At 62.8% G+C, this 19016-nt stretch carries 12 protein-coding genes; 7 read left to right on the plus strand and 5 right to left on the minus strand.

Annotated elements, in window-relative coordinates; all coding sequences use genetic code 11:
• The first annotated feature begins 13 nt into the window (after window positions 1–13).
• On the plus strand, window positions 14–2755 hold the full coding sequence (gene secA / locus ACSVIE_RS08175) for a preprotein translocase subunit SecA (protein ID WP_442423535.1): 2742 nt from the start codon (window positions 14–16) through the stop codon (window positions 2753–2755).
• Between the two features lie 56 nt (window positions 2756–2811).
• On the opposite strand, the gene ACSVIE_RS08180 is transcribed toward secA, so the two are convergent.
• Both ACSVIE_RS08180 and ACSVIE_RS08185 read right to left on the minus strand, forming a co-directional pair.
• Window positions 2812–3234: an Rv3235 family protein gene (locus tag ACSVIE_RS08180; protein ID WP_426003328.1), complete on the minus strand. Its 423-nt coding sequence runs from the start codon at window positions 3232–3234 to the stop codon at window positions 2812–2814.
• Between the two features lie 152 nt (window positions 3235–3386).
• Window positions 3387–4160 (minus strand): LysM peptidoglycan-binding domain-containing protein, encoded by a 774-nt coding sequence (locus tag ACSVIE_RS08185; protein WP_442423536.1) that lies wholly within the window; start codon window positions 4158–4160, stop codon window positions 3387–3389.
• Between the two features lie 140 nt (window positions 4161–4300).
• Here ACSVIE_RS08185 and ACSVIE_RS08190 point away from each other — a divergent pair, with 140 nt between their 5' ends.
• Window positions 4301–4861 carry a hypothetical protein gene (locus ACSVIE_RS08190; protein WP_426003325.1) on the plus strand — a complete coding sequence of 187 codons (561 nt, stop codon included), beginning with the start codon at window positions 4301–4303 and terminating at the stop codon, window positions 4859–4861.
• 10 nt (window positions 4862–4871) lie between these two features.
• Here ACSVIE_RS08190 and ACSVIE_RS08195 read toward each other — a convergent pair whose 3' ends face one another.
• Complete coding sequence (locus ACSVIE_RS08195) at window positions 4872–5099, minus strand: helix-turn-helix domain-containing protein (RefSeq protein ID WP_442423537.1); 228 nt, start codon at window positions 5097–5099, stop codon at window positions 4872–4874.
• A 141-nt stretch (window positions 5100–5240) separates the two neighbouring features.
• Between ACSVIE_RS08195 and ACSVIE_RS08200 the strand changes: the two genes are divergently transcribed.
• Genes ACSVIE_RS08200 through ACSVIE_RS08215 form a run of 4 tightly spaced genes read left to right on the plus strand, consistent with a single transcriptional unit; the run spans window position 5241 to window position 13613 of the window.
• Window positions 5241–5885: an SAF domain-containing protein gene (locus ACSVIE_RS08200; RefSeq protein WP_426003323.1), complete on the plus strand. Its 645-nt coding sequence runs from the start codon at window positions 5241–5243 to the stop codon at window positions 5883–5885.
• Window positions 5882–7198, plus strand: coding sequence for an AAA family ATPase (locus ACSVIE_RS08205; protein ID WP_442423538.1), 1317 nt, complete (start codon window positions 5882–5884; stop codon window positions 7196–7198). The genes ACSVIE_RS08200 and ACSVIE_RS08205 overlap by 4 nt, the downstream gene beginning before the upstream one ends.
• Before the next feature lie 58 nt (window positions 7199–7256).
• Window positions 7257–12113 carry an NAD-glutamate dehydrogenase gene (locus tag ACSVIE_RS08210; protein ID WP_426003321.1) on the plus strand — a complete coding sequence of 1619 codons (4857 nt, stop codon included), beginning with the start codon at window positions 7257–7259 and terminating at the stop codon, window positions 12111–12113.
• A gap of 30 nt (window positions 12114–12143) precedes the next feature.
• A complete protein-coding gene (locus tag ACSVIE_RS08215; protein WP_426003320.1) occupies window positions 12144–13613 on the plus strand; it encodes a sensor histidine kinase in 1470 nt (489 codons plus the stop codon).
• 82 nt (window positions 13614–13695) lie between these two features.
• Here ACSVIE_RS08215 and ACSVIE_RS08220 read toward each other — a convergent pair whose 3' ends face one another.
• Window positions 13696–13944: a WhiB family transcriptional regulator gene (locus ACSVIE_RS08220; protein ID WP_003804966.1), complete on the minus strand. Its 249-nt coding sequence runs from the start codon at window positions 13942–13944 to the stop codon at window positions 13696–13698.
• Between the two features lie 238 nt (window positions 13945–14182).
• Between ACSVIE_RS08220 and ACSVIE_RS08225 the strand changes: the two genes are divergently transcribed.
• Entirely contained in the window at window positions 14183–14686 is a 504-nt protein-coding gene (locus ACSVIE_RS08225) for a hypothetical protein (protein WP_442423539.1), read from the plus strand.
• Window positions 14687–14731: 45 nt separating this feature from the next.
• On the opposite strand, the gene ACSVIE_RS08230 is transcribed toward ACSVIE_RS08225, so the two are convergent.
• Window positions 14732–18946, minus strand: coding sequence for an FtsK/SpoIIIE domain-containing protein (locus ACSVIE_RS08230; RefSeq protein WP_442423540.1), 4215 nt, complete (start codon window positions 18944–18946; stop codon window positions 14732–14734).
• Window positions 18947–19016 lie beyond the last annotated feature (70 nt).

Genomic DNA, 19016 nt, shown 5'->3' on the forward strand with positions numbered 1-19016 from the left:
GGAGCAATTTCACGTGGCATCACTAATCGAAAAACTTCTCCGCACGGGTGACAAAAAAACACTCAAGCAACTGCGGAACAATGCCGATTCCATTAATGCCCTGGAAGACTCCTTCACGACGTTCTCCGACGCCGAACTCCGTGAAGAGACGGACCGGCTGCGCAGCCGCCACCAGGACGGTGAAAGCCTGGACAGTTTGCTGCCGGAAGCTTTTGCCGCCGTCCGTGAGGCATCGTCGCGAACACTCGGCATGCGCCACTTCGACGTCCAGCTCATGGGTGGTGCGGCACTGCATCTGGGCAACATCGCCGAAATGAAGACCGGTGAAGGCAAGACCCTGGTGGCCACGGCCCCCGCATACCTTAACGCCCTCACAGGCAAGGGTGTGCACGTGGTCACGGTGAACGACTACCTCGCCGAATACCAGTCCGAGCTGATGGGTCGCGTCTACCGGTTCCTGGGCCTCACGAGTGGCTGCATCCTCGCAAACCAGGACCCCGCAGTCCGGCGCCAGCAGTATGCCGCTGATATCACTTATGGCACCAACAACGAGTTCGGCTTCGATTACCTCCGCGACAACATGGCATGGGATGCCAGCGAACTTGTGCAGCGCGGCCACCACTTCGCCATCGTGGACGAAGTCGACTCCATCCTGATCGACGAAGCCCGTACGCCGCTCATCATCTCCGGCCCTGCCCAGGGAGACACCAACCGGTGGTACAGCGAATTCGCCAAGGTGGTTCAGCGGCTGGAACCCAAGGTCGATTACGAGGTCGACGAAAAGAAGCGCACGGTCGGTGTCCTCGAAGCCGGCATCGAAAAGGTGGAGGACTACCTCGGCATCCAGAACCTCTACGAGTCCGCCAATACGCCCCTGATCGGCTTCCTTAACAACGCCATCAAGGCCAAGGAACTCTTCAAACGGGACAAGGACTACGTGATCCTTGACGGTGAAGTCCTGATTGTCGACGAACACACCGGCCGTATCCTTGCCGGTCGCCGGTACAACGAAGGCATGCACCAGGCCATTGAGGCCAAGGAAAACGTCGAAATCAAGCCTGAGAACCAAACACTGGCCACCGTGACGCTGCAGAACTACTTCCGCATGTACAGCAAGCTGTCCGGAATGACCGGTACGGCGGAAACCGAAGCCGCCGAGTTCATGAGTACGTACAAACTTGGCGTTGTTCCGATCCCGACCAACCGCGACATGCAGCGCATCGACCAGCCGGACCTTGTGTACAAGAACGAGGTCGTGAAGTTCGACGCCGTGGTCCAGGACATTGCCGAACGGCACGAAAAGGGACAGCCGGTCCTGGTGGGCACTACCAGTGTCGAGAAGAGCGAGTATCTTTCCAAGCTTCTTGCCAAGGAAGGGATCCGCCACGAGGTACTCAACGCCAAGAACCACGCGCGTGAAGCATCGATCGTGGCGCAGGCTGGCCGAAAGGGCGCCGTCACCGTGGCCACCAACATGGCAGGCCGCGGTACCGACATCATGCTCGGCGGCAACGCGGAGTTCACGGCCATCGCCGAACTGGCCAAACGCGGTCTGGACCCCGAGGAAAACTCCGAGGAATACGAGGCCGCCTGGCCTGGTGCGCTGGCCGAGGCCAAGCAAGCGGTCAAGGACGAGCACGAGGAAGTCCTCAACCTTGGCGGTCTCTACGTCCTCGGAACCGAACGCCACGAGTCCCGGCGGATCGACAACCAGTTGCGTGGCCGCTCCGGCCGTCAGGGCGACCCAGGCGAATCCCGGTTCTACCTGTCGTTGACGGATGACCTCATGCGCCTGTTCAACTCGGGCGCGGCAGAACGGCTGATGAATAGCTCCGTTCCGGACGATGTCGCACTTGAATCGAAGCTTGTTTCGCGTGCGATTGCCTCCGCACAGGGCCAGGTGGAGGGCCGCAACGCGGAGCAACGGAAGAACGTCCTCAAGTACGATGACGTCCTTAACCGCCAGCGTGAAGCCATCTACGGCGACCGTCGGCGGATCCTCGAAGGTGATGACCTCCATGAGAAGGTCCAGTACTTCCTGGAAGACACCATCAACTCCCTGATCGACGCCGCTACGGCCGAGGGTACCGGCGACGACTGGGACTTCAACCAGTTGTGGGCCAACCTGAAGACTCTCTACCCGGCCACCATCACGGCCCAGGACATCATTGACGAAGCCGGCGGCAGGTCCAAGGTCACCGCCGAATTCCTCAGGGACGAAATCCTCTCCGACGCGAAGCTTGTCTACCAGGCACGCGAGGAGGCGATCGGTTCTGAAAGTATGCGCGAGCTTGAGCGCCGGGTCGTCCTGTCCGTGCTCGGCCGGAAGTGGCAGGAACATCTCTATGAGATGGATTACCTCAAGGAAGGCATCGGCCTGCGGGCCATGGCACAACGTGATCCACTGGTGGAGTACCAGCGCGAAGGCTTTGTGATGTTCCAGAGCATGATGGAAGCCATCCGTGAGGAAAGCATCGGCTTCCTGTACAACCTTGAGGTCGAGGTGACCCCGGCCGAAGACGTGGTTGTGACGGACGACAGTCCTGCCGGCATCCATACCGAACACCACGACCCGCAGATCCGGGCAGCAGGACTGGAAGCCCCCGAGAGGCCCGCGCAATTGCAGTACACCGCGCCCGGGGAAGATGGAGCAACGCAAACGCGCATTGAAGGCCGGAGCGCAGGCCGATCAGGCAATCCTGCCAAGGCAGCGGCCCAGGACCAACGGAAACAAACAAAGAAGAAGCGCCGCTGACCTGAACCATGGAGCAGGCCCGGCACCGAACACTCGGTGCCGGGCCTGTTCTGTTCCTAGCCAATTTCCAGGGCAGTGACCTGCCACATGCCTTCCTGATGCTCCAACCTCATGGCAATCGCCCTGGACCGTTGTTCTTCTGACACGACGACTGCGGCCTCGTGGATGGTCTCCGAGATGCTGCAGACGCGCACAGAGCGAACCATCGGGCTCTGGTGAATTTGGCAGGAAGTGCGGTTGCGGGCCATGTGTTCCCGTGTGAGCGCTGCCCGCTGCTGCAACGACAGAAAACATTCCGCATTCATGGATCTGGCCAACTGCTGAATCGGGCGGGTCCCTGCCAAAACCTCCACCGCCGCCTGGGCAATGCTCCTGGCCACCAGCCTGATATCTATCCCGGGGGCGGGCGAACCGTGATGAGTAGGAGGCCTTTTGGGCCTCGTGCGGCTGGTAGTGCGGCTGGCTGTTCCAACGGTCATGGTCGATCCTCATGCGTTCGCAGTGTGAACCGTGGCGTGGGCGACGCCGGTTCTGATGGCTACGTCTGGGATGACTCTGGTTGGTTTTGTGGGGGCAAGACACTGCCCCTGAGTGGGCGGTGTCCGGTACGGAACGGAGTCTGGAGGGTCGCCTAGGAGAGCGACGGAGGCTGCAGAACCTGGCCCGGCAGAAGCTTCGTGGGATCGTCTCCGATGATTGACCGGTTGGCCGCAAACCACTTGGGCCAGTGAAGGGCAACTTCTGCATCGGTGGCCAGGGGCCCGAGATGCGCAGAGGCCAGGGTCCACAGCGAATCGCCCTCCCGGACTACAACTCCGGACCGGCCGACGGTACCCGGTTCTGCAGCCCGTGAACCCGTACGGCTGAGCAGACCTGTTTCTTCGACGATCCGATCCGGTTTCCATCCCGGCAACGGCACCGTGGGTAAGGACTGCCGGGCATCGTCCTGATTCAACGGGGACGCGGAGGTTGCCTCTGGGCCGATGCCGGGTTGCCATGCCACGGATGCCGAGGTGTGGGGCTGCGGATGCCATGCAGGTTCCGGTGCTGTCGCAGCGATGGCCGCCGCCGCGGGACCCGCCAGGTTCAAACCAACCAAGGCCACAGCCAGCCGGAGCATGAACGCGGGGCTGAATTTCGCCGCGGCTGTGCCTGCACGGCCCTTTCGATGCAGCAGTGCCGCGACCAAGGCAAGGGTGAACGACAGCAGCCACCACACCACGATGATGACTCCCGTCAGGCTGGCGACCACGCCCAGAAGTTGATCAAAGGGAATGTCGTTGCGGTGTTCCATCATTCCCGACCGGCCCAGGAGCATCCGGCCGGCAGCAGCGAGCAGTATGCCCAACAGGAGGACTGTCCCGGCCATGGCAGCATCGCGGTGGACGGGCATTGCTCGGCGCATACGGGAGCCTCTCTGTGGTCATTTGATGTCATTTAGTACTCTTGGCTCATTCTGACCACAGATGTTTGGAATTGTCCAATCATGACAAGTCTTGTGTGCAATGAGTTGGTTTTGGTGTTGACGGCACTTAGGCTATCAAGATGAGATGGGACTCTCTCTTTGAGGATTTTGAATCCCAGATGGCCGCGCTGCAGATGCGCGGGCTCGAGTCCGAGATATCCGGGCGCGCGCACGTGGAGATTGCGGCTGTTGGGTTGACGGACCGGCTTCGCGCAGCCACCCATAACGTGATGGGGCTGGTGCTTGAGGGCGGCCTGCGGCTGCACGGCGAACTTCGGTACGTGGGACGTGAGTCGCTGGTGCTCGCCGATGGTCCCCGTCAATGGCTGGTGCCACACGCGGCCGTCACGTACGTGATGGATCTGGGGCGGAGAGTGGAACAGTCCACCCGCCCGGGAAATCTGGGGTTGGCAAGCGGCCTGCGGGCACTGGCCCGTGACAGGGTACATGTCAATGCCCACCTCAGCGGGAGCGGCAGCGAAGGACGCGTTGTAACCGGTGTGATTGACCGGGTCGGCAGGGACCATTTCGATCTCACCGTGAGTCGCGGCGAGGTCCGGCGGGAACACGATGTGAGGGCCGTCGTAACGATTCCCTTCGGTTCGCTGCTTGCCCTTTCATCGAGAGAGCTTCATGCCTGATGGGCGAGGTCTATCGGGAAGGCTGGTGCGACTTGGCCTTGGCTTCCTCGATCATGCGGCTCGCCTCCGCATAGCGGTCCTCGATGTACTGTTCCAGCATTTTTTCTTCGATGCGCCACTGGCCGCGCCCACCGACCTGGATGGCCTTGAGTTCGCCACTGCGAACCAGGGCGTAGGCCTGGGGGGAATTGATTTGTAGCTGTTCGGCGACGTCCGCCAGAGTCAAAAAACGGGGCATGGAACTATTTTGCCACCGGTTGTCCCTGTTTGGTGCAGTTATCCACATTTGCGCGTCCTTTGCTTTGGTTTGCATCATCTCGCCGAGCAGAATGGGACGCGGTGCAGGGGTTGTGCTGTAAACCTACCGGGGGAGTGGATCATGAAACAGGGAGCGGCTGTCGAGGCAGTAAGGCTCAGGAAGCCGTCCTGGAAAGACCCCCGCCTATTAATCGGGGTGCTGCTGGTTCTTCTCTCCGTTTCCGGCGTGGTTGCGGTTACATCTTCTGCTGACAAGACCATCCCGGTCTACGCTGCGCGGGAGGACATCGCCGTCGGCCAAACCGTCACGGCTGAAGACCTGGCAGTGGTCAATGTCCGGCTCGATGACGTGGAGCCCGCCTATGTCACGGTCGGCGGTGGACTTGCCGACGGCCAGGTAGCCCTGCAGCGGGTGGCCAGGAGTGAACTGCTACCCCGGCAGAGCCTGGGGCGGCCCGACGACCTGAACCGAAAGCCGGTCGCGGTTTCCGTCAAGGAAATGCTGCCGCCACAGGCTGTTCCCGGCGCAAGGCTGGACGTATGGGTCGCCATGCCTGGCCCGGGGGGTTCTTTTGGCGATCCCCAATTGCTGCTCCCCGGCGCGGAGATCGCCCACATCACGCCCGGATCCACTGGCCTGGGCTCGGCAAAGGAGACGGTGGTCCTCGTGCTGGTCACCGATGAGCAGATGCCGAAGTTGCTGGCCGCCCTGGCCAATGAAGCTGCCGTTTCTGTGGTCTGGAACCCTGCCGGGGTGGCCAAGTGAGCATTCCCGTCGTCACTGTCGGGCCAGGGCAGGAAGATATCGTCAGCGGGTTGGAGCGGCTGCGTGGCCCCGTCACGGTTGTCCGCCGCTGCTCGGAGCTCGCGGAGTTGCTCGCCGCCTGTCAAAGCGGACTTGCTGCCGCAGCAGTTGTTGCCGAAGGCAGCGGCGAGTTGACGGGTACTCTCGTGGAGCGGATGCAGGCTGCCGGTGTCTCGATAGTTGCCCTGACGGATGATCCGCTGGAGGCCTCCCGTCTCCGCTCCATTGGCGTCGTGCCGGCTCCGCTGGCGATTGATGCCCGCTCGCTGGCCTCCAGCATCACTGACGCCGTTGACAGCGTGCAGGACCGATTTTCTGTGCAGACGGTCCTCCATGCGGGATTCTCTGATGCGGTGTCACGGGCGCCTGTGCGGGCAGCCGCGACCGCCTCGGTGACCACGGCAGCAGCATCCGGGGCAGGGCGCATACTTGCCGTGTGGGGGCCGGCGGGCTCGCCGGGCCGCACCTTGCTGGCCGTGAACATTGCCGCTGAGCTTGCGGCCACGGGGAAATCTGTCGTCCTGGTTGACGCGGATACCTACGGTGCCAGTGTGTCGGTCCTGCTGGGGCTCCTGGATGAGTCGGCCGGACTCGCACAAGCGTGCAGGATGGCCGACCAAGGGGTCCTGGACGATGCCGCCCTGGATAGGGCGAGTCTTGAGGTGTTCACAAAGAGCGGTTCTTTCCGTGTGCTCACAGGTACCGCAAGGGCGGACCGCTGGATTGAGCTTCGGGCTTCGGCGTTGTCGAAGGTTCTCGAACGGGCAAGGGAGAAGGCTGACATGGTCGTGGTCGATACGGGCTTCTGCCTCGAAGCGGACGAGGAACTCAGTTTTGATTCCATGGCCCCGCGGCGCAACGCGGCAACCCTCAGGAGCCTTGAGGTCGCAGATGAGGTCATTGCGGTCGGGGCGGCCGACGCAATCGGTATGCCGCGCCTCGTCAGGGGTTTGGCCGAGCTGGCTCAAGCCGTTCCGGACGCCGCCCCACGGGTAGTGCTGAACAAGGTCCGGCGTTCATCGGTGGGGCGCTCGCCCCGAACGCAACTGGGGGAGGCCTGGCAGCGTTTTGGTCCGACGGGGGATATCGAGGCCTTCCTGCCTGCCGACTCCGAGGCCTGTGATGCCGCGCTGCTGAGCGGGTCAGTCCTTCTGGAATGCGCCCCGGACTCAGCCCTCCGTCTCGCCATCGCCCGGCTCGTCTGTGCAGACTTCCAGCAGAATCGCGCATCTGCTGGACGATCTACCAGAGCCATGCGCCTCCTAACGCGCTAGGCTCACGGTGTGGGCTGCAGAGTCGCAGCAATCAACATGTGATGGAGGCGTTTACAACATGTCGTCAGGATCCAGCGTGGAGGATCGGTCGGGTACAGCAGTAGTCCGGGAGGGGTTTTTCGGCGACTACTACGAGCACCTGGCTGAAGAGGATTCCCGAAGCTACTCACCGGAGACGCTCACTTCACGGGCAACCAGGCACAGGGAAATCGCTCAGTCCCGGCGCCCGGGCAATGCCCTTGTGGAGATCGTTAGCGAGCCCGAACGTAACGTCGTCTATATCGTCACAGACGACATGCCTTTCCTGGTGGACTCCGTCAATGCCGAACTCGTCCGGCAGAACTGTGCCATCCGCCTCGTGATGCACCCGTTGTTCGTCGTTACGCGCAACCGTGTGACAGGCGAACTCAGCCAGGTCTCGAGGGTCCCTTCCAATATCGGGATCTCCAGCGGTGACACTGCCGCGTTGCCCAGCGTCGCCCATCTGCTCGGCGATGGCGACAACGCCTCCCACATGGAGTCGTGGATCGCCGTCGAAATCGACCGTGTCAGCGAAGAAGCCCGTGCTGAATTGGTAGCCGGGCTGCAGAGAGTCCTCGGCGACGTTCGTGCCGCCGTTGAGGACTGGCCCAAGATGCGGAGCAAGGCCTTGGAGCTTGCCGAGGCGCTCGGGAGCGTAACCCATCCCGAACAAATCGCGGAACTGCGCCAGGCCCAGGACTTGCTGCGTTGGCTGGATAACGGCAATTTCACGTTCCTCGGATACCGCGAGTATGACCTCGTGAACGAAGACGGGGAAGATGTCCTGCAGCTTCGTGAAGACAGCGGGCTGGGTTTGCTCCGTGCCGGCGACCACACCCGCCAGGTTCAACATCTGACGGACGCAGGCAGAAAACGTGCCCGCGAGAAGCGCGCACTGGTCATCACCAAGGCAAACTCCCGCTCCACGGTTCACCGCCCGGCCTACCTTGATTACATCGGCGTCAAGAGCTTTGATGCCGCAGGCAATGTCAATGGGGAGCGGCGCTTCATTGGCCTGTTCGCCACCAGCGCCTACACAGGTTCCGTGCGCAGCATTCCGATCGTGCGGGACAAAGTCGATGCTGTCCTCCGTAACGCCGGGTTCCCCATTGACTCCCACTCGGGCAAGGACCTGTTGGGTATCCTCGAAACCTACCCTCGTGATGAGCTGTTCCAGATTGAAGTGCCGGACCTTGCCGCCACAGCCACCGGGATCCAGAGGCTCCAGGAACGGCGCCGCACCAAGCTGTTCCTGCGCCCGGACATCTACGGCCGGTTCATGTCGGCCGTGGTGTATCTCCCGCGCGACCGCTACACCACCAGTGTGCGGCTCCGCATTGAACAGGAACTGCGGGAAACGTTCCAGGCCGAAAGCATCGATTACGAGGCACGCATCACGGAATCGGCCCTCGCCCGCGTCTTCTTCCGGATCAGGTTGCCCCGCAACGTTGAACTGGCTGAGGTGGATGCCGCAGACCTCGAACATCGCCTCATGCGAGCTTCCCGGTCGTGGAGTGAAGGGATCGCGGAAGTCCTCCGCGACAACCGTCCGTCTGAGGACGCCGACATGCTCTCAGCACTGTGGGCCGAGGCTTTTCCTGCCGGTTACCGGGTGGACTATGAAGTAGAGGACGCCCTCGAGGACATCGAACGCTTCGAGAAGTACGGCGCCGAGGCGGAACGAACGGGTGGTGTCCCCAAGGACCTGCGACCCGGTGTCCACGTATACCTGCCCGAAGGTGCGGGGGAGTCCCTTGAGGAAGACGCCCGCGTCAAGCTGTACTTGATGGAGCCTAAGAGCCTCAGCCAAATTTTGCCCTACTTCCACAACCTGGGCCTGGAAGTACTGGATGAGCGTCCCTTCGAGATTGAAACGGCTGACCACCGGGACTTCTTCCTCTATGATCTGGGTCTCAAGTACCCCGCCGGCATCGATCCCCTCACCACAGGTGAACTCCTGGCTGATTCCTTCGGTGCTGCCGTCACGGGTGCGGTGGAATCTGACAACTTTGATCGCCTGGTCCTGCGCGAAGGGATGCACTGGCGCCAGGTAACGGTCCTGCGGGCCTACGCGAAGTACATGCGGCAGATGGGCAACACGAATTCCTTCGGTTTCATTGCCGATACCTTGCTGTCCAATCCTGACGTTGTCCGCGGCCTCATCGTCCTCTTCAATGCGCGGTTCGATCCCGCCGTGGATGCGGACCAGCGCCCGCAACGGCAGGCGGTGGCGCGTACAGCGCTTGCCGAAGCCATCGAACAGGTGGCCACGCTCGATGCGGACCGTGTGCTGCGCACCTTCGTGAACCTCATCGAATCCACACTCCGCACCAACTACTTCCAGAACAAGGGCTACTTGAGCTTCAAGCTCGACCCGACGTCCATTGACGGCCTGCCTTTCCCGCGGCCCATGTACGAAATCTGGGTTTACTCGCCCCGGGTCGAAGGCGTGCACCTGCGCTTTGGCAAGGTGGCCCGCGGTGGCCTGCGCTGGTCCGACCGCCGTGAAGATTTCCGCACGGAGATCCTTGGCCTGGTCAAGGCGCAGACGGTGAAGAACGCCGTCATTGTTCCCACCGGGGCCAAAGGTGGGTTCTTTGCCAAGAAGCTGCCAAACCCTGCAGAGGACAGGGCCGCCTGGATGGCTGAGGGTATCGAGAGCTACAAGACGTTCATCCGGGGCCTGTTGGACATCACGGACAACCTTGTCACCAGTGCCGACGGCGAAAGCCTGGTGCCGCCGTCGGACGTTGTCCGCCACGACGGCGACGACTCCTACCTGGTGGTGGCCGCGGACAAGGGCACCGCGACGTTCTCCGACACCGCGAACGGTCTCGCCGCGGACTATGGTTTCTGGCTGGGAGACGCCTTCGCCTCCGGAGGCTCCGTTGGGTATGACCACAAAGCGATGGGCATCACTGCGCGTGGAGCGTGGGAGTCTGTCAAACGGCACTTCAGCGAGCTTGACCTCGACACCCAGACGGAAGAATTTACCGTGGTGGGCGTGGGTGACATGTCCGGTGATGTCTTCGGCAACGGCATGCTCCTGTCACGCCACATCCGTTTGGTGGCCGCGTTCGACCACCGGCACATTTTCCTCGATCCCGAGCCTGACGCAGCGACGTCCTTCGAAGAAAGGAAGCGGCTTTTCGAACTGCCACGCTCCTCGTGGGACGACTACGACCGGAACTTGATCAGCGAAGGCGGGGGCGTCTACCCGCGCCAGGCGAAGACCATCCCGGTTTCCGAACAGTCACGCAAGGCACTCGGGCTTCCGGAAGGGACAACCCAGTTGAGCCCGCCCGAGCTCCTGAAAGCCATCCTCCTCGCTCCTGCCGACCTCCTTTATAACGGCGGCATCGGCACCTACGTCAAAGCGAGCACGGAGAGCAACGCCGCTGTTGGAGACAAAGCCAACGATCCGATCAGGGTCGACGGCCGGGATCTTCGCGTGAAGGTTGTCGGGGAGGGTGGAAACCTGGGTCTTACGCAGCGTGGCCGGATTGAAGCGGCACTCCAGGGAGTCATCCTCAACACCGACGCCATCGACAACTCCGCCGGCGTGGACTGCTCCGACCACGAGGTCAACATCAAGATCTTCGTCGACAGGATGGTCGCCGCCGGGAAGCTGGAGGCCGCAGAGCGCTCGGCCTTCCTCGCCGACATGACCGAGGAAGTGGGACGCCTGGTCCTCCAGGACAACATCGACCAGAACATCCTGCTCCTGAATGACCGCACGCGCGTTGCCGACTGGAGCCCGAGCTACGAACGGCTCATGGATTGGCTGGAAAAGTCTGCCGACCTGAAGCGCGACCTCGAGGCGCTGCCGACAACTGACTCCTTGCGGCAGCGGCTGGAGCAGGGGCAGGGCCTGACATCGCCCGAACTGTCGGTCCTGGCCGCCTACGCCAAGATCGAACTCACCGCTGCGCTCCGGGACAGCAACCTCGCGGACGATCCTTGGTTCAAGGAGACGATCCGTTCCTACTTCCCGCAGCAGTTGCGGGAACGGTTCGACGCGGAACTGGATACCCATCCGCTGCGGCGTGAGATTGTTGCAACGGTGGTGGCCAACGACATCATCAACCTGGGAGGCATCACCTTTGCCTTCCGCGCCATCGAGGAAACCTCGGCCTCCGAGGTTGCAGTCGCCAAGGCATTCGTAGCCCTGCGTGAAATCTACGACCTCGACCCCATGATCGCTGAGCTGAACGCCCTCCCGGCGTCCTTCCCCACGGAGCATTGGAGTGAAGTCCACCTGGACATCCGGCGACTTCTCGACCGCGCAGTCCGCTGGATTCTTGGCCAGGGCATCGCTTCGCAGCCGATCGCCGACGTCGTGGATTCCTTCAAGCCAATGATGGCGCCCCTGCGGGCCAGGCTCCTGGATTACTTGCGCGGTGATGACAAGGAGCGCGTCACCGAATGGCTGGACAAGGCCCGGGGATGGCAGTTGCCTGACCATCTGGCCCACCGCTGGGCGGAACTCTTTGAGAGCTACGCTTTACTGGACATCGCCAGGATCGCCCAGGCCGGCAGCATCAGCGTCGAGGACGTTGCCCACGTTTACTACACCGTCTTTAACCGGTTCCACGTCGACTCACTGCTGGAGCGGATCAGTTCCCTGCCACGCGATGACCGCTGGCAGGCGCTTGCCCGCGCAGCGCTGCGGGATGACCTGTACTCAACGGTGGCGGATATTACGACGTCGGTCCTTGAGGCGAGCGAGCCAGGTACCCCTGCCGCGGATCGCCTCAAGGGTTGGGAAACGCTGAATGCCGAGCAATTGGGTCGCGCGAAGACGATGTTCGATGAGGTCAATGCCCTCGAGGCCGACGACATGGCCTCCCTGTCGGTAGCATTAAGGCTCTTGAGGTCAATCGTCCGACGCTAGGGCAGGTCCCGCGTCGAAACTGGAGGTGCAGTGGCAATCTTTACGGACCCCATCAGGGAACACGCTGATTTCGGGCCTGGAGATGCCGAATGGCTGCACCTCCTGGTCGGCGACTGGCAAATGGTCGCCGACCTCGCGTTTGCCGACCTTGCCCTGTGGTTCCCGCACCCGGAGCTTGGATACATCGCCCTCGCCCACGTCCGTCCCTCGACATCGCATACGGTGTTTCATGCGGACTTCGTGGGCGAGGGAATCCGTTCCGATCTGCGGCCACTGGTTGAGAAAGCCTGGAACAGCCGTTCCATAGAGCGTTCCAGCGAGACAAGCTGGAGCAGCGATATGGCACTGCGCGTCGAGGCGGTGCCCATGGTGCGCAACGGCAGGACGCTGGCAGTGGTCACCTCGCACATGGACCTCTCCAGTTCCCGCATGCCCTCACGTCTCGAGCTGACTTACAGGCAGTGCGCCTACGACCTTCTCCGCATGGGGACCTTGGGCCTGTGGCCGGACTTCGCATCACCCACTGGGTCGCGTCGTGGCGCACCGCGCGTGGGCGACGGCCTGATACGGCTTGATGCCGATGGCGTAGTCCAGTACGCCAGTCCGAACGGAGTGTCAGCCTTCCGCCGGCTTGGCGAGGTGGAATCACTGGAAGGCAGGTCCCTGGCTGAGGTGACAGCAGGCCTGCTCAAGGACCGCCGGATGGTTGATGAAACACTGCCGTTGGTGGTCACAGGCCGTATGCCGTGGCGCAGCGAAATTGAATCCAGGGGAGTCAGTCTTTCCTTGCGGGCCATTCCCTTGCGCGATGAACAGCATCGGTTCGGGGCGCTCGTCCTGTGCCGTGATGTTTCGGAGCTGCGGCGGCGCGAAATGGAACTGGTCACCAAGGATGCCACCATCCGCGAGATCCATCACCGGGTCAAGAACAACCTGCAGACAGTGGCAGCACTCCTCCGGATGCAGTCGCGCCGCATGGTGAGCGACGAGGCAAAGCAAGGTCTGGAGCAGGCCATGCGGCGGGTGGCGACCATCGCCCTGGTCCACGAGACCCTGTCCCAGGGACTGACGCAGAGTGTCGACTTCGATGAACTCATTGGTCGGCAGTTCCGGTTGTCGGCCGAGGTAGCGTCGCCGTCGCAGCATGTTCGCACCGAGCGATCAGGCTTGTTCGGCGAACTGCCGAGCGATTTCGCAACACCTCTGGCCTTGGTCATCAATGAGTTGGTTACCAATGCCGTTGAGCACGGGCTTGAGGGCCGGACCGGTACTGTCTGGCTGCTGGCCGACCGTGCGCCAGGAGATGGGAACGATGAATTCCTCACAGTCACCGTGGCCGATGACGGCGTGGGGCTGCCTGACGGGCAGTATGCCGAGGGCCTCGGGTTGCAGATTGTGCGCACACTGGTCACCAGTGAGCTGGGCGGAACCATCCAGTGGCGTGCCCGCGAAGGCGGGGGAACCGCCGTCGATATCGTTCTGAACCTTGCGCGGGCTTAAGGCCGGCAAGACGCAGGATGCCGTTATTAAATGACTAAGGCTGCGGACCATGGTCCGCAGCCTTAGTTTCTGGTGTGCCTGCCTAGGAAGCGCGACGGGCGCGTGCTGCACGCCGCTTGAGGGCGCGCCGTTCGTCTTCGCTCATGCCACCCCAGACGCCTGCGTCCTGACCGGACTCAAGGGCCCACTGCAGGCAGGTGTCAACGACGGGGCAGCGGCGGCAAACGCTCTTGGCTTCCTCAATCTGCAGAAGTGCTGGTCCCGTGTTACCGACTGGGAAGAAGAGCTCCGGGTCCTTGTCGAGGCAGGCTGCGCGGTTACGCCAATCCATGCTGATCAGTCACTCCATTCGTGAGAACTAGGGGGCCGTCTTGTGAAAACATTCACGAGAGGCTTCAAAGGAAAGGGGCCCGCATGGGCCCCCTTGGTCGTCTGAGTCAAGCGTTTCATGTTAACGCCTTGTAAACAAGGGGTATTAGTCGTTGAAATGCCCGGAATCCGTGAGCGATGCATCACATCAGCCGCCACTGCCCTCACCGCTAGATGACTATGTCCGGTAGTGTGCCAGTGTGTCAAGACCTCCTGAAAACCCTGCTCAACCGGACCATGGACCGGATCCAAGCGATGGCGCCATCGGGCGCTCCGACAGGGGCGGTTCGTCCGGTGCAGCGGTCAGCGCCCGACCTCCCGGAGTTGTTGTCATCTCGGTTGTTGTCTTGCTGGAGGCCCTGGCGTTGCTCGGTGCTGCGGCATGGTACGCGTTCGAACTTATCTCCGGGGCCCCGGTGCTCACCTTCTGGGGTGCCGTCTTCACACTGGGTCTCTTGTTGGTTTTCGCGGCCTGGTTGTTCGCTGTTGGACACTTCCTGTTCAGGGGGTACCGATGGACCCGCGCGGCAGCTTTGGTGGCCCAGCTTTTTGTCCTGACCATCGGTTTTCCGACGATGACCGGCGGACTGGTCCTTCCCGGGTTGGCCATGATCGTTCCCGCCCTTGCAGCGCTCGTTTTCCTGTTCACCAAGGACGTCATTGCCTATGCTTCCAAGGTGGGGGGAAGCACCGCTGCCTTGTAGGCCACCCCCGTGGACCAGGTTCTGCAGCCCGTGGGTGGTGCCGGGTCAAACGGTATACGCCGCTTGGAATGGCTGCAGCCGTCCGTGCTGCACGATGTATCCCCTTCCCGCGCCAGCTCCGGGGTCGGCTTCCAGCCGGATGTTGAAAAAGTCGCCGTCCAGGGGCGAACGCGGCATAAGGACCGCACCTGCACCCGATGATTGCGCCTCAACTGCCAGGGGGAGCCGCTGGACGAGCGTTGGCCCGGATGTTGCGGTCAGCACTAGCCCACGCACCTTGTCTTTGAGAAAGGCCAAAATACGGCGTCCGTCTGCACCCAGCTGATCAGCGTCGTCCAGTTGAAGAACGCTGGAGCTATCCAGGGTTCCGGCCTCGGCCGCGGCGGCCGCGGCCGCAAGGAAGGCTTCGGGGGAGCGGGGGTCGTTGGAGGCGATCCATGGAACGCCGGGATTCAGCTCCCGGAGGGCCGCCAGCAGGGAGCTCTTGCCGGAAAGCCGGCCGCCGAGCACGGTACATATACCGCCGGGCGGTAGGGGCAACGCAATGGGCACGGCGTCGTCACCTCCCAACCCAACCCATAGATCCAGTGGGCCTGCCGAGGTTCCTGAGGGGGTGACCATCCGGGGGACGGGGGCCACATCAGGGTTCTGTAGTGCTCCGAAGGTGTTGGCCATGGCGGCGTGGAACTGTTGACGGGTCACCGTGCCGGGCAGGGGCCGGACCCGGAAGGGCGGACTGGTTGCGGGTGCGAGGCGCCTGAAAGGCCAGGTTCCCAAGACAGGTGGAGAACGGAACTGGGCGGCCGCAGCGGAGCCCCCCACGAAGCTACCCATGGTCCATGCCCTGCCGGGAACGGGATCTAGGTCCGGAATGCGTGGCCAATGGAACCGTGATTCTTCCGTGGAATCTGCTGGGAAAAAGGCGCGGTTGGGTATCGACCCGAAAAAGCGGGCGCTCACAAGTTCCCTTTCTCCGGACACGAGCACCGTGACGCCCACTGCGGCACCGTCGCGGACGATATCCCTGAAGAGGTCTTCGGCCCAGGCCGACCGGCACTCGCGGAATGCTGACGCCCAGGAACACCAACCGGTGACTACCAGAAGCAGCGCCGGGGGTTTCTGGTGCGAACCCGCGGCAGCCCGGCGACGGGCCATTTCGTCCGCAAGGCGTTGGAGTACCTTAAGCGCGAGGGAAACCTGGTGAAGTCCCACCAGGGCCCCGATGGAGTCAGGAATCCCCGCGGTTGTCGAGGTGGCGTTCACTGTGTCCGGATTCTCAGTGCCCGAATGCTCGCTGTCCGGATGCTGGGTGCCGGGATGGAAAACGTCGGGGAACATTCCGTGCGCGTCCAGGATGTAAAGGTGGGGTTCTGTCCCTTGTGCTGCTGCCAGTGCAGCGGCTGCCCTGAAGGCCTCAGGCATTCCGCTGGAGATGCTCCCGATCATGGCGAGATGCCCCTGGTGGCAACACCAGGCCAAGACCTCCAGTGCCTGTTGTTCGGGCCGGTCCAGGACACCCAGTACGCATCCCCGCCGGGGATCCCGTGCCTCGCCGAGGACGGCCTGAATGTCCTGGTCCCAGGGAACAGAAGAAGGAAGCGGTTCTGCCATGGGTGGAGGGGGGAGTTCCCTTTCCAGGCCACGCCAGGCAATCGTTGTTCCGGCGATGATCGTGTCTGCCCCTGCCCGGGTTGCAGTTGGATCCTGGCTGGCCGTTGCAGGCCGGGTGCCCCCTGCCACCTGGAGCAATGCCTCCGCGGCCGATCGAACAACCACGGTTCGTTGCGTCCGGCCCGGAACCCCCGGGGATGCAAAGGGTGACCGGCATCCGCTCCCACTGCGATCCGTCGTGTCCAAGGTGGCTGCTTGGAATTCCTCCGGCTGACCCGCAGCTCTTGCGAGGAATGATCGCCCTGGAAGAGTAATCGGGATCGATGCTGCAGATTTTGACCTGATGATGTCCATCGATTCAGCGTCGGACTGGACACGGAGTGCGATGCTGGACGTCACGTTGGCGCGGATGTCCGCCGTCACTGCGCCCTGGGGCCGCTGGGTAGCCATGACCAGATGAATGCCCAGCGACCGCCCGATCGTGGCGATCCGCATAAGCTCAGCCAGGACCGCTGGCGCGTCATCAACAAGCATCCTGAATTCGTCGATAACGATCACCAAGGAGGCGATGACCGGGTCAGAGGGAACCCTTCCTTGCCGGTATTCCACCAGCGCGGATACGCGGGCTTCAGCAAAGATTGTCTCGCGCCGACGGATCTCACCACGCAGCGACGCCAGGACACGGCCCAACGCCTGCCCGCCAATATCGGTCACCATTCCCACGCAGTGTGGAAGACCACCCAGGAGTCCCAGCCCGGAGCCTCCCTTGAAATCAAAGAACAGGAACTGCAGGACATCCGGTGGATATCTCAGGGCCATGGATGCAACCAGGGTTCTCAGCAGTTCAGACTTGCCCGAACCCGTGGTTCCCCCGATGAGGAGGTGCGGGCCGTCCGTGTGGAAATCGAATTCCACCTCACCTTGGGCATCCACACCCAGAACAGCGCGGAGGCCGATGTCCGCGTCCGATTTGGTCCAGCGCCGCTGGATACTGCGGGCACCCGCTGGCAGGAGGGTTGGCAAGGGGCAATACGTGGGGACGCCCGCGACGGGCAGCTTTCCATCGGAACCTGCCCGGCCGATACCGCGGGCAAACCGATTAAAGGCCTGTGCCGGCACCAGGTCGGGAACAAACTCATGCCGTGTCGTGCCGTCAACCATCAGAGCCGAAGTCCCGGCCGTTCCCAGTTCCAGGACGACGTCGGCTTTCCAGGGGTATTCGGATTCCATCGGGGCGTGAAGTACGACGCGCCAGGACATCGCCACGGCGGTTTCGACGAGCGACCCCGGCTCTCCCGGTTCCCCGAGAATCGATGGGTCTAGGATGACCAGCATCCCGCTGCCCTTTCCCCGGCAGGAGTTCAGCGCGGACAGGGCGGCGGATCCATTCGCCGCCAGACTCCCCGCGGGCAGGAACCTGGCTGCGGAGGGCAGTCTTTCGTGGTGCCCGGCCACAATCAACGGAGACCCGGGCGCGTAGAAGGCCATCTGCATCAGGATGAATCTCACCAAGGCGTCGACGTGTCCATTGCTCCCGCGGAGAGCCACTGCCTTGTGGCGAGGGTCCAGCGTGACTGGAACAGTCCCGATGGAAGGTGGCACGAACCGGGGATCGTCGGGAACGACCGCGATATTGGCCCGGGCATCCGAGAGGCCGAGCCGCAACCACACATCGCGCGGTCCCGCACGGTGATCCTGACGGTCTTCCTCCGGCTGAAGGGCGGCAAGGGGCCTTATGGCAGCGCCCGGGCGGCTGTTGCCGCCCGGGCTTGAGTGGAAGGATGCAGCCAGCACAAGATCGGCCGCCGACGGCGAGCCGCGCTCCCGGCGTCGTTTGTCCCGGGCAGCAGCTTCGGCCACGTCCTGCGCGAACTCCCGGCGTGCCCTGCGGGTAGCCAGTGCCGGCACAAGAAGGCTGACGGCTGACATCACCGTGAAACCCAGGAACATCCACATGCCCGTAGCCATGGCAAGCCCGACACCTGCCAGCAGCGGCAAGCCGGCAGTTGCTGCCAAAGCCCATCGGTTTCCGGCGGGGCGGACCCTGCGGACTTCCACAGCGGATGCCACCGAGCGTCCCGCTTCAGCAGCTATGTCCGGGCCACAAGGAGTACAGGTGTAGGCGGTAAAGGTGGAGTGGCCTGCCTTGATGAGTGATTGCGAAGTGACGGTGGTGGCCTCGGTCATGACGCCATCCACGAAGACCGGGTTACGGCGTCCTGTGGCTGCTAGCTCGAGGGCAGTGCCGGACATGCGGAGTACCGCGTGGTGCCGGGACATTCCAGGGTCGGAGACAGCGATGTCTGCGTCACCGCGTCCGATGCGGTAGGTCCCGCGGACAAGGGGAAAAACGGAACCCGCAGCCGGCCCCGAGTGCGCGAGCAACAGAAGCCGTGCCGTGCTGGTCTGTTCTGCCCGCGGTTCTGCCCCGTTGACCAGGACCGCGCCTGCCACCAACGGAGGATTCCCCACCGTGAGCCGGGAAAGCTCCTGGCCGTCGACAAACAGGGTGCCCACTCCGCGGGCATCCTCAAGGGCAACCTGCAGCGCTTCCCCGGAGGTGCCCGGGGCAACTTCAAGGGACAGTTCCTCCACTGCTCCGGGGTTTGCGGCGGCAGGGCCGTGTACGAGCGTGCACTCCAGCGTCACGGGTGTCCCTTCAGGTAGGTGGATTGTTCCATCAGGCTATGAATGACGGCAGCGGGGTGCTGTTAGGCTG

The organism is Paenarthrobacter sp. NCHU4564 (assembly GCF_052156435.1).
Classification (GTDB): Bacteria; Actinomycetota; Actinomycetes; order Actinomycetales; family Micrococcaceae; genus Arthrobacter.

What these genes read in the sequence shown, in the direction of transcription:
- ACSVIE_RS08180 (WP_426003328.1), bottom strand. Translation starts at nt 3,234, where the DNA reads ATGACCGTTGGAACAGCCAGCCGCACTACCAGCCGCACGAGGCCCAAA.
- ACSVIE_RS08185 (WP_442423536.1), bottom strand. Translation starts at nt 4,160, where the DNA reads ATGCGCCGAGCAATGCCCGTCCACCGCGATGCTGCCATGGCCGGGACA.
- ACSVIE_RS08190 (WP_426003325.1), top strand. Translation starts at nt 4,301, where the DNA reads ATGAGATGGGACTCTCTCTTTGAGGATTTTGAATCCCAGATGGCCGCG.
- ACSVIE_RS08195 (WP_442423537.1), bottom strand. Translation starts at nt 5,099, where the DNA reads ATGCCCCGTTTTTTGACTCTGGCGGACGTCGCCGAACAGCTACAAATC.
- ACSVIE_RS08200 (WP_426003323.1), top strand. Translation starts at nt 5,241, where the DNA reads ATGAAACAGGGAGCGGCTGTCGAGGCAGTAAGGCTCAGGAAGCCGTCC.
- ACSVIE_RS08210 (WP_426003321.1), top strand. Translation starts at nt 7,257, where the DNA reads ATGTCGTCAGGATCCAGCGTGGAGGATCGGTCGGGTACAGCAGTAGTC.
- ACSVIE_RS08220 (WP_003804966.1), bottom strand. Translation starts at nt 13,944, where the DNA reads ATGGATTGGCGTAACCGCGCAGCCTGCCTCGACAAGGACCCGGAGCTC.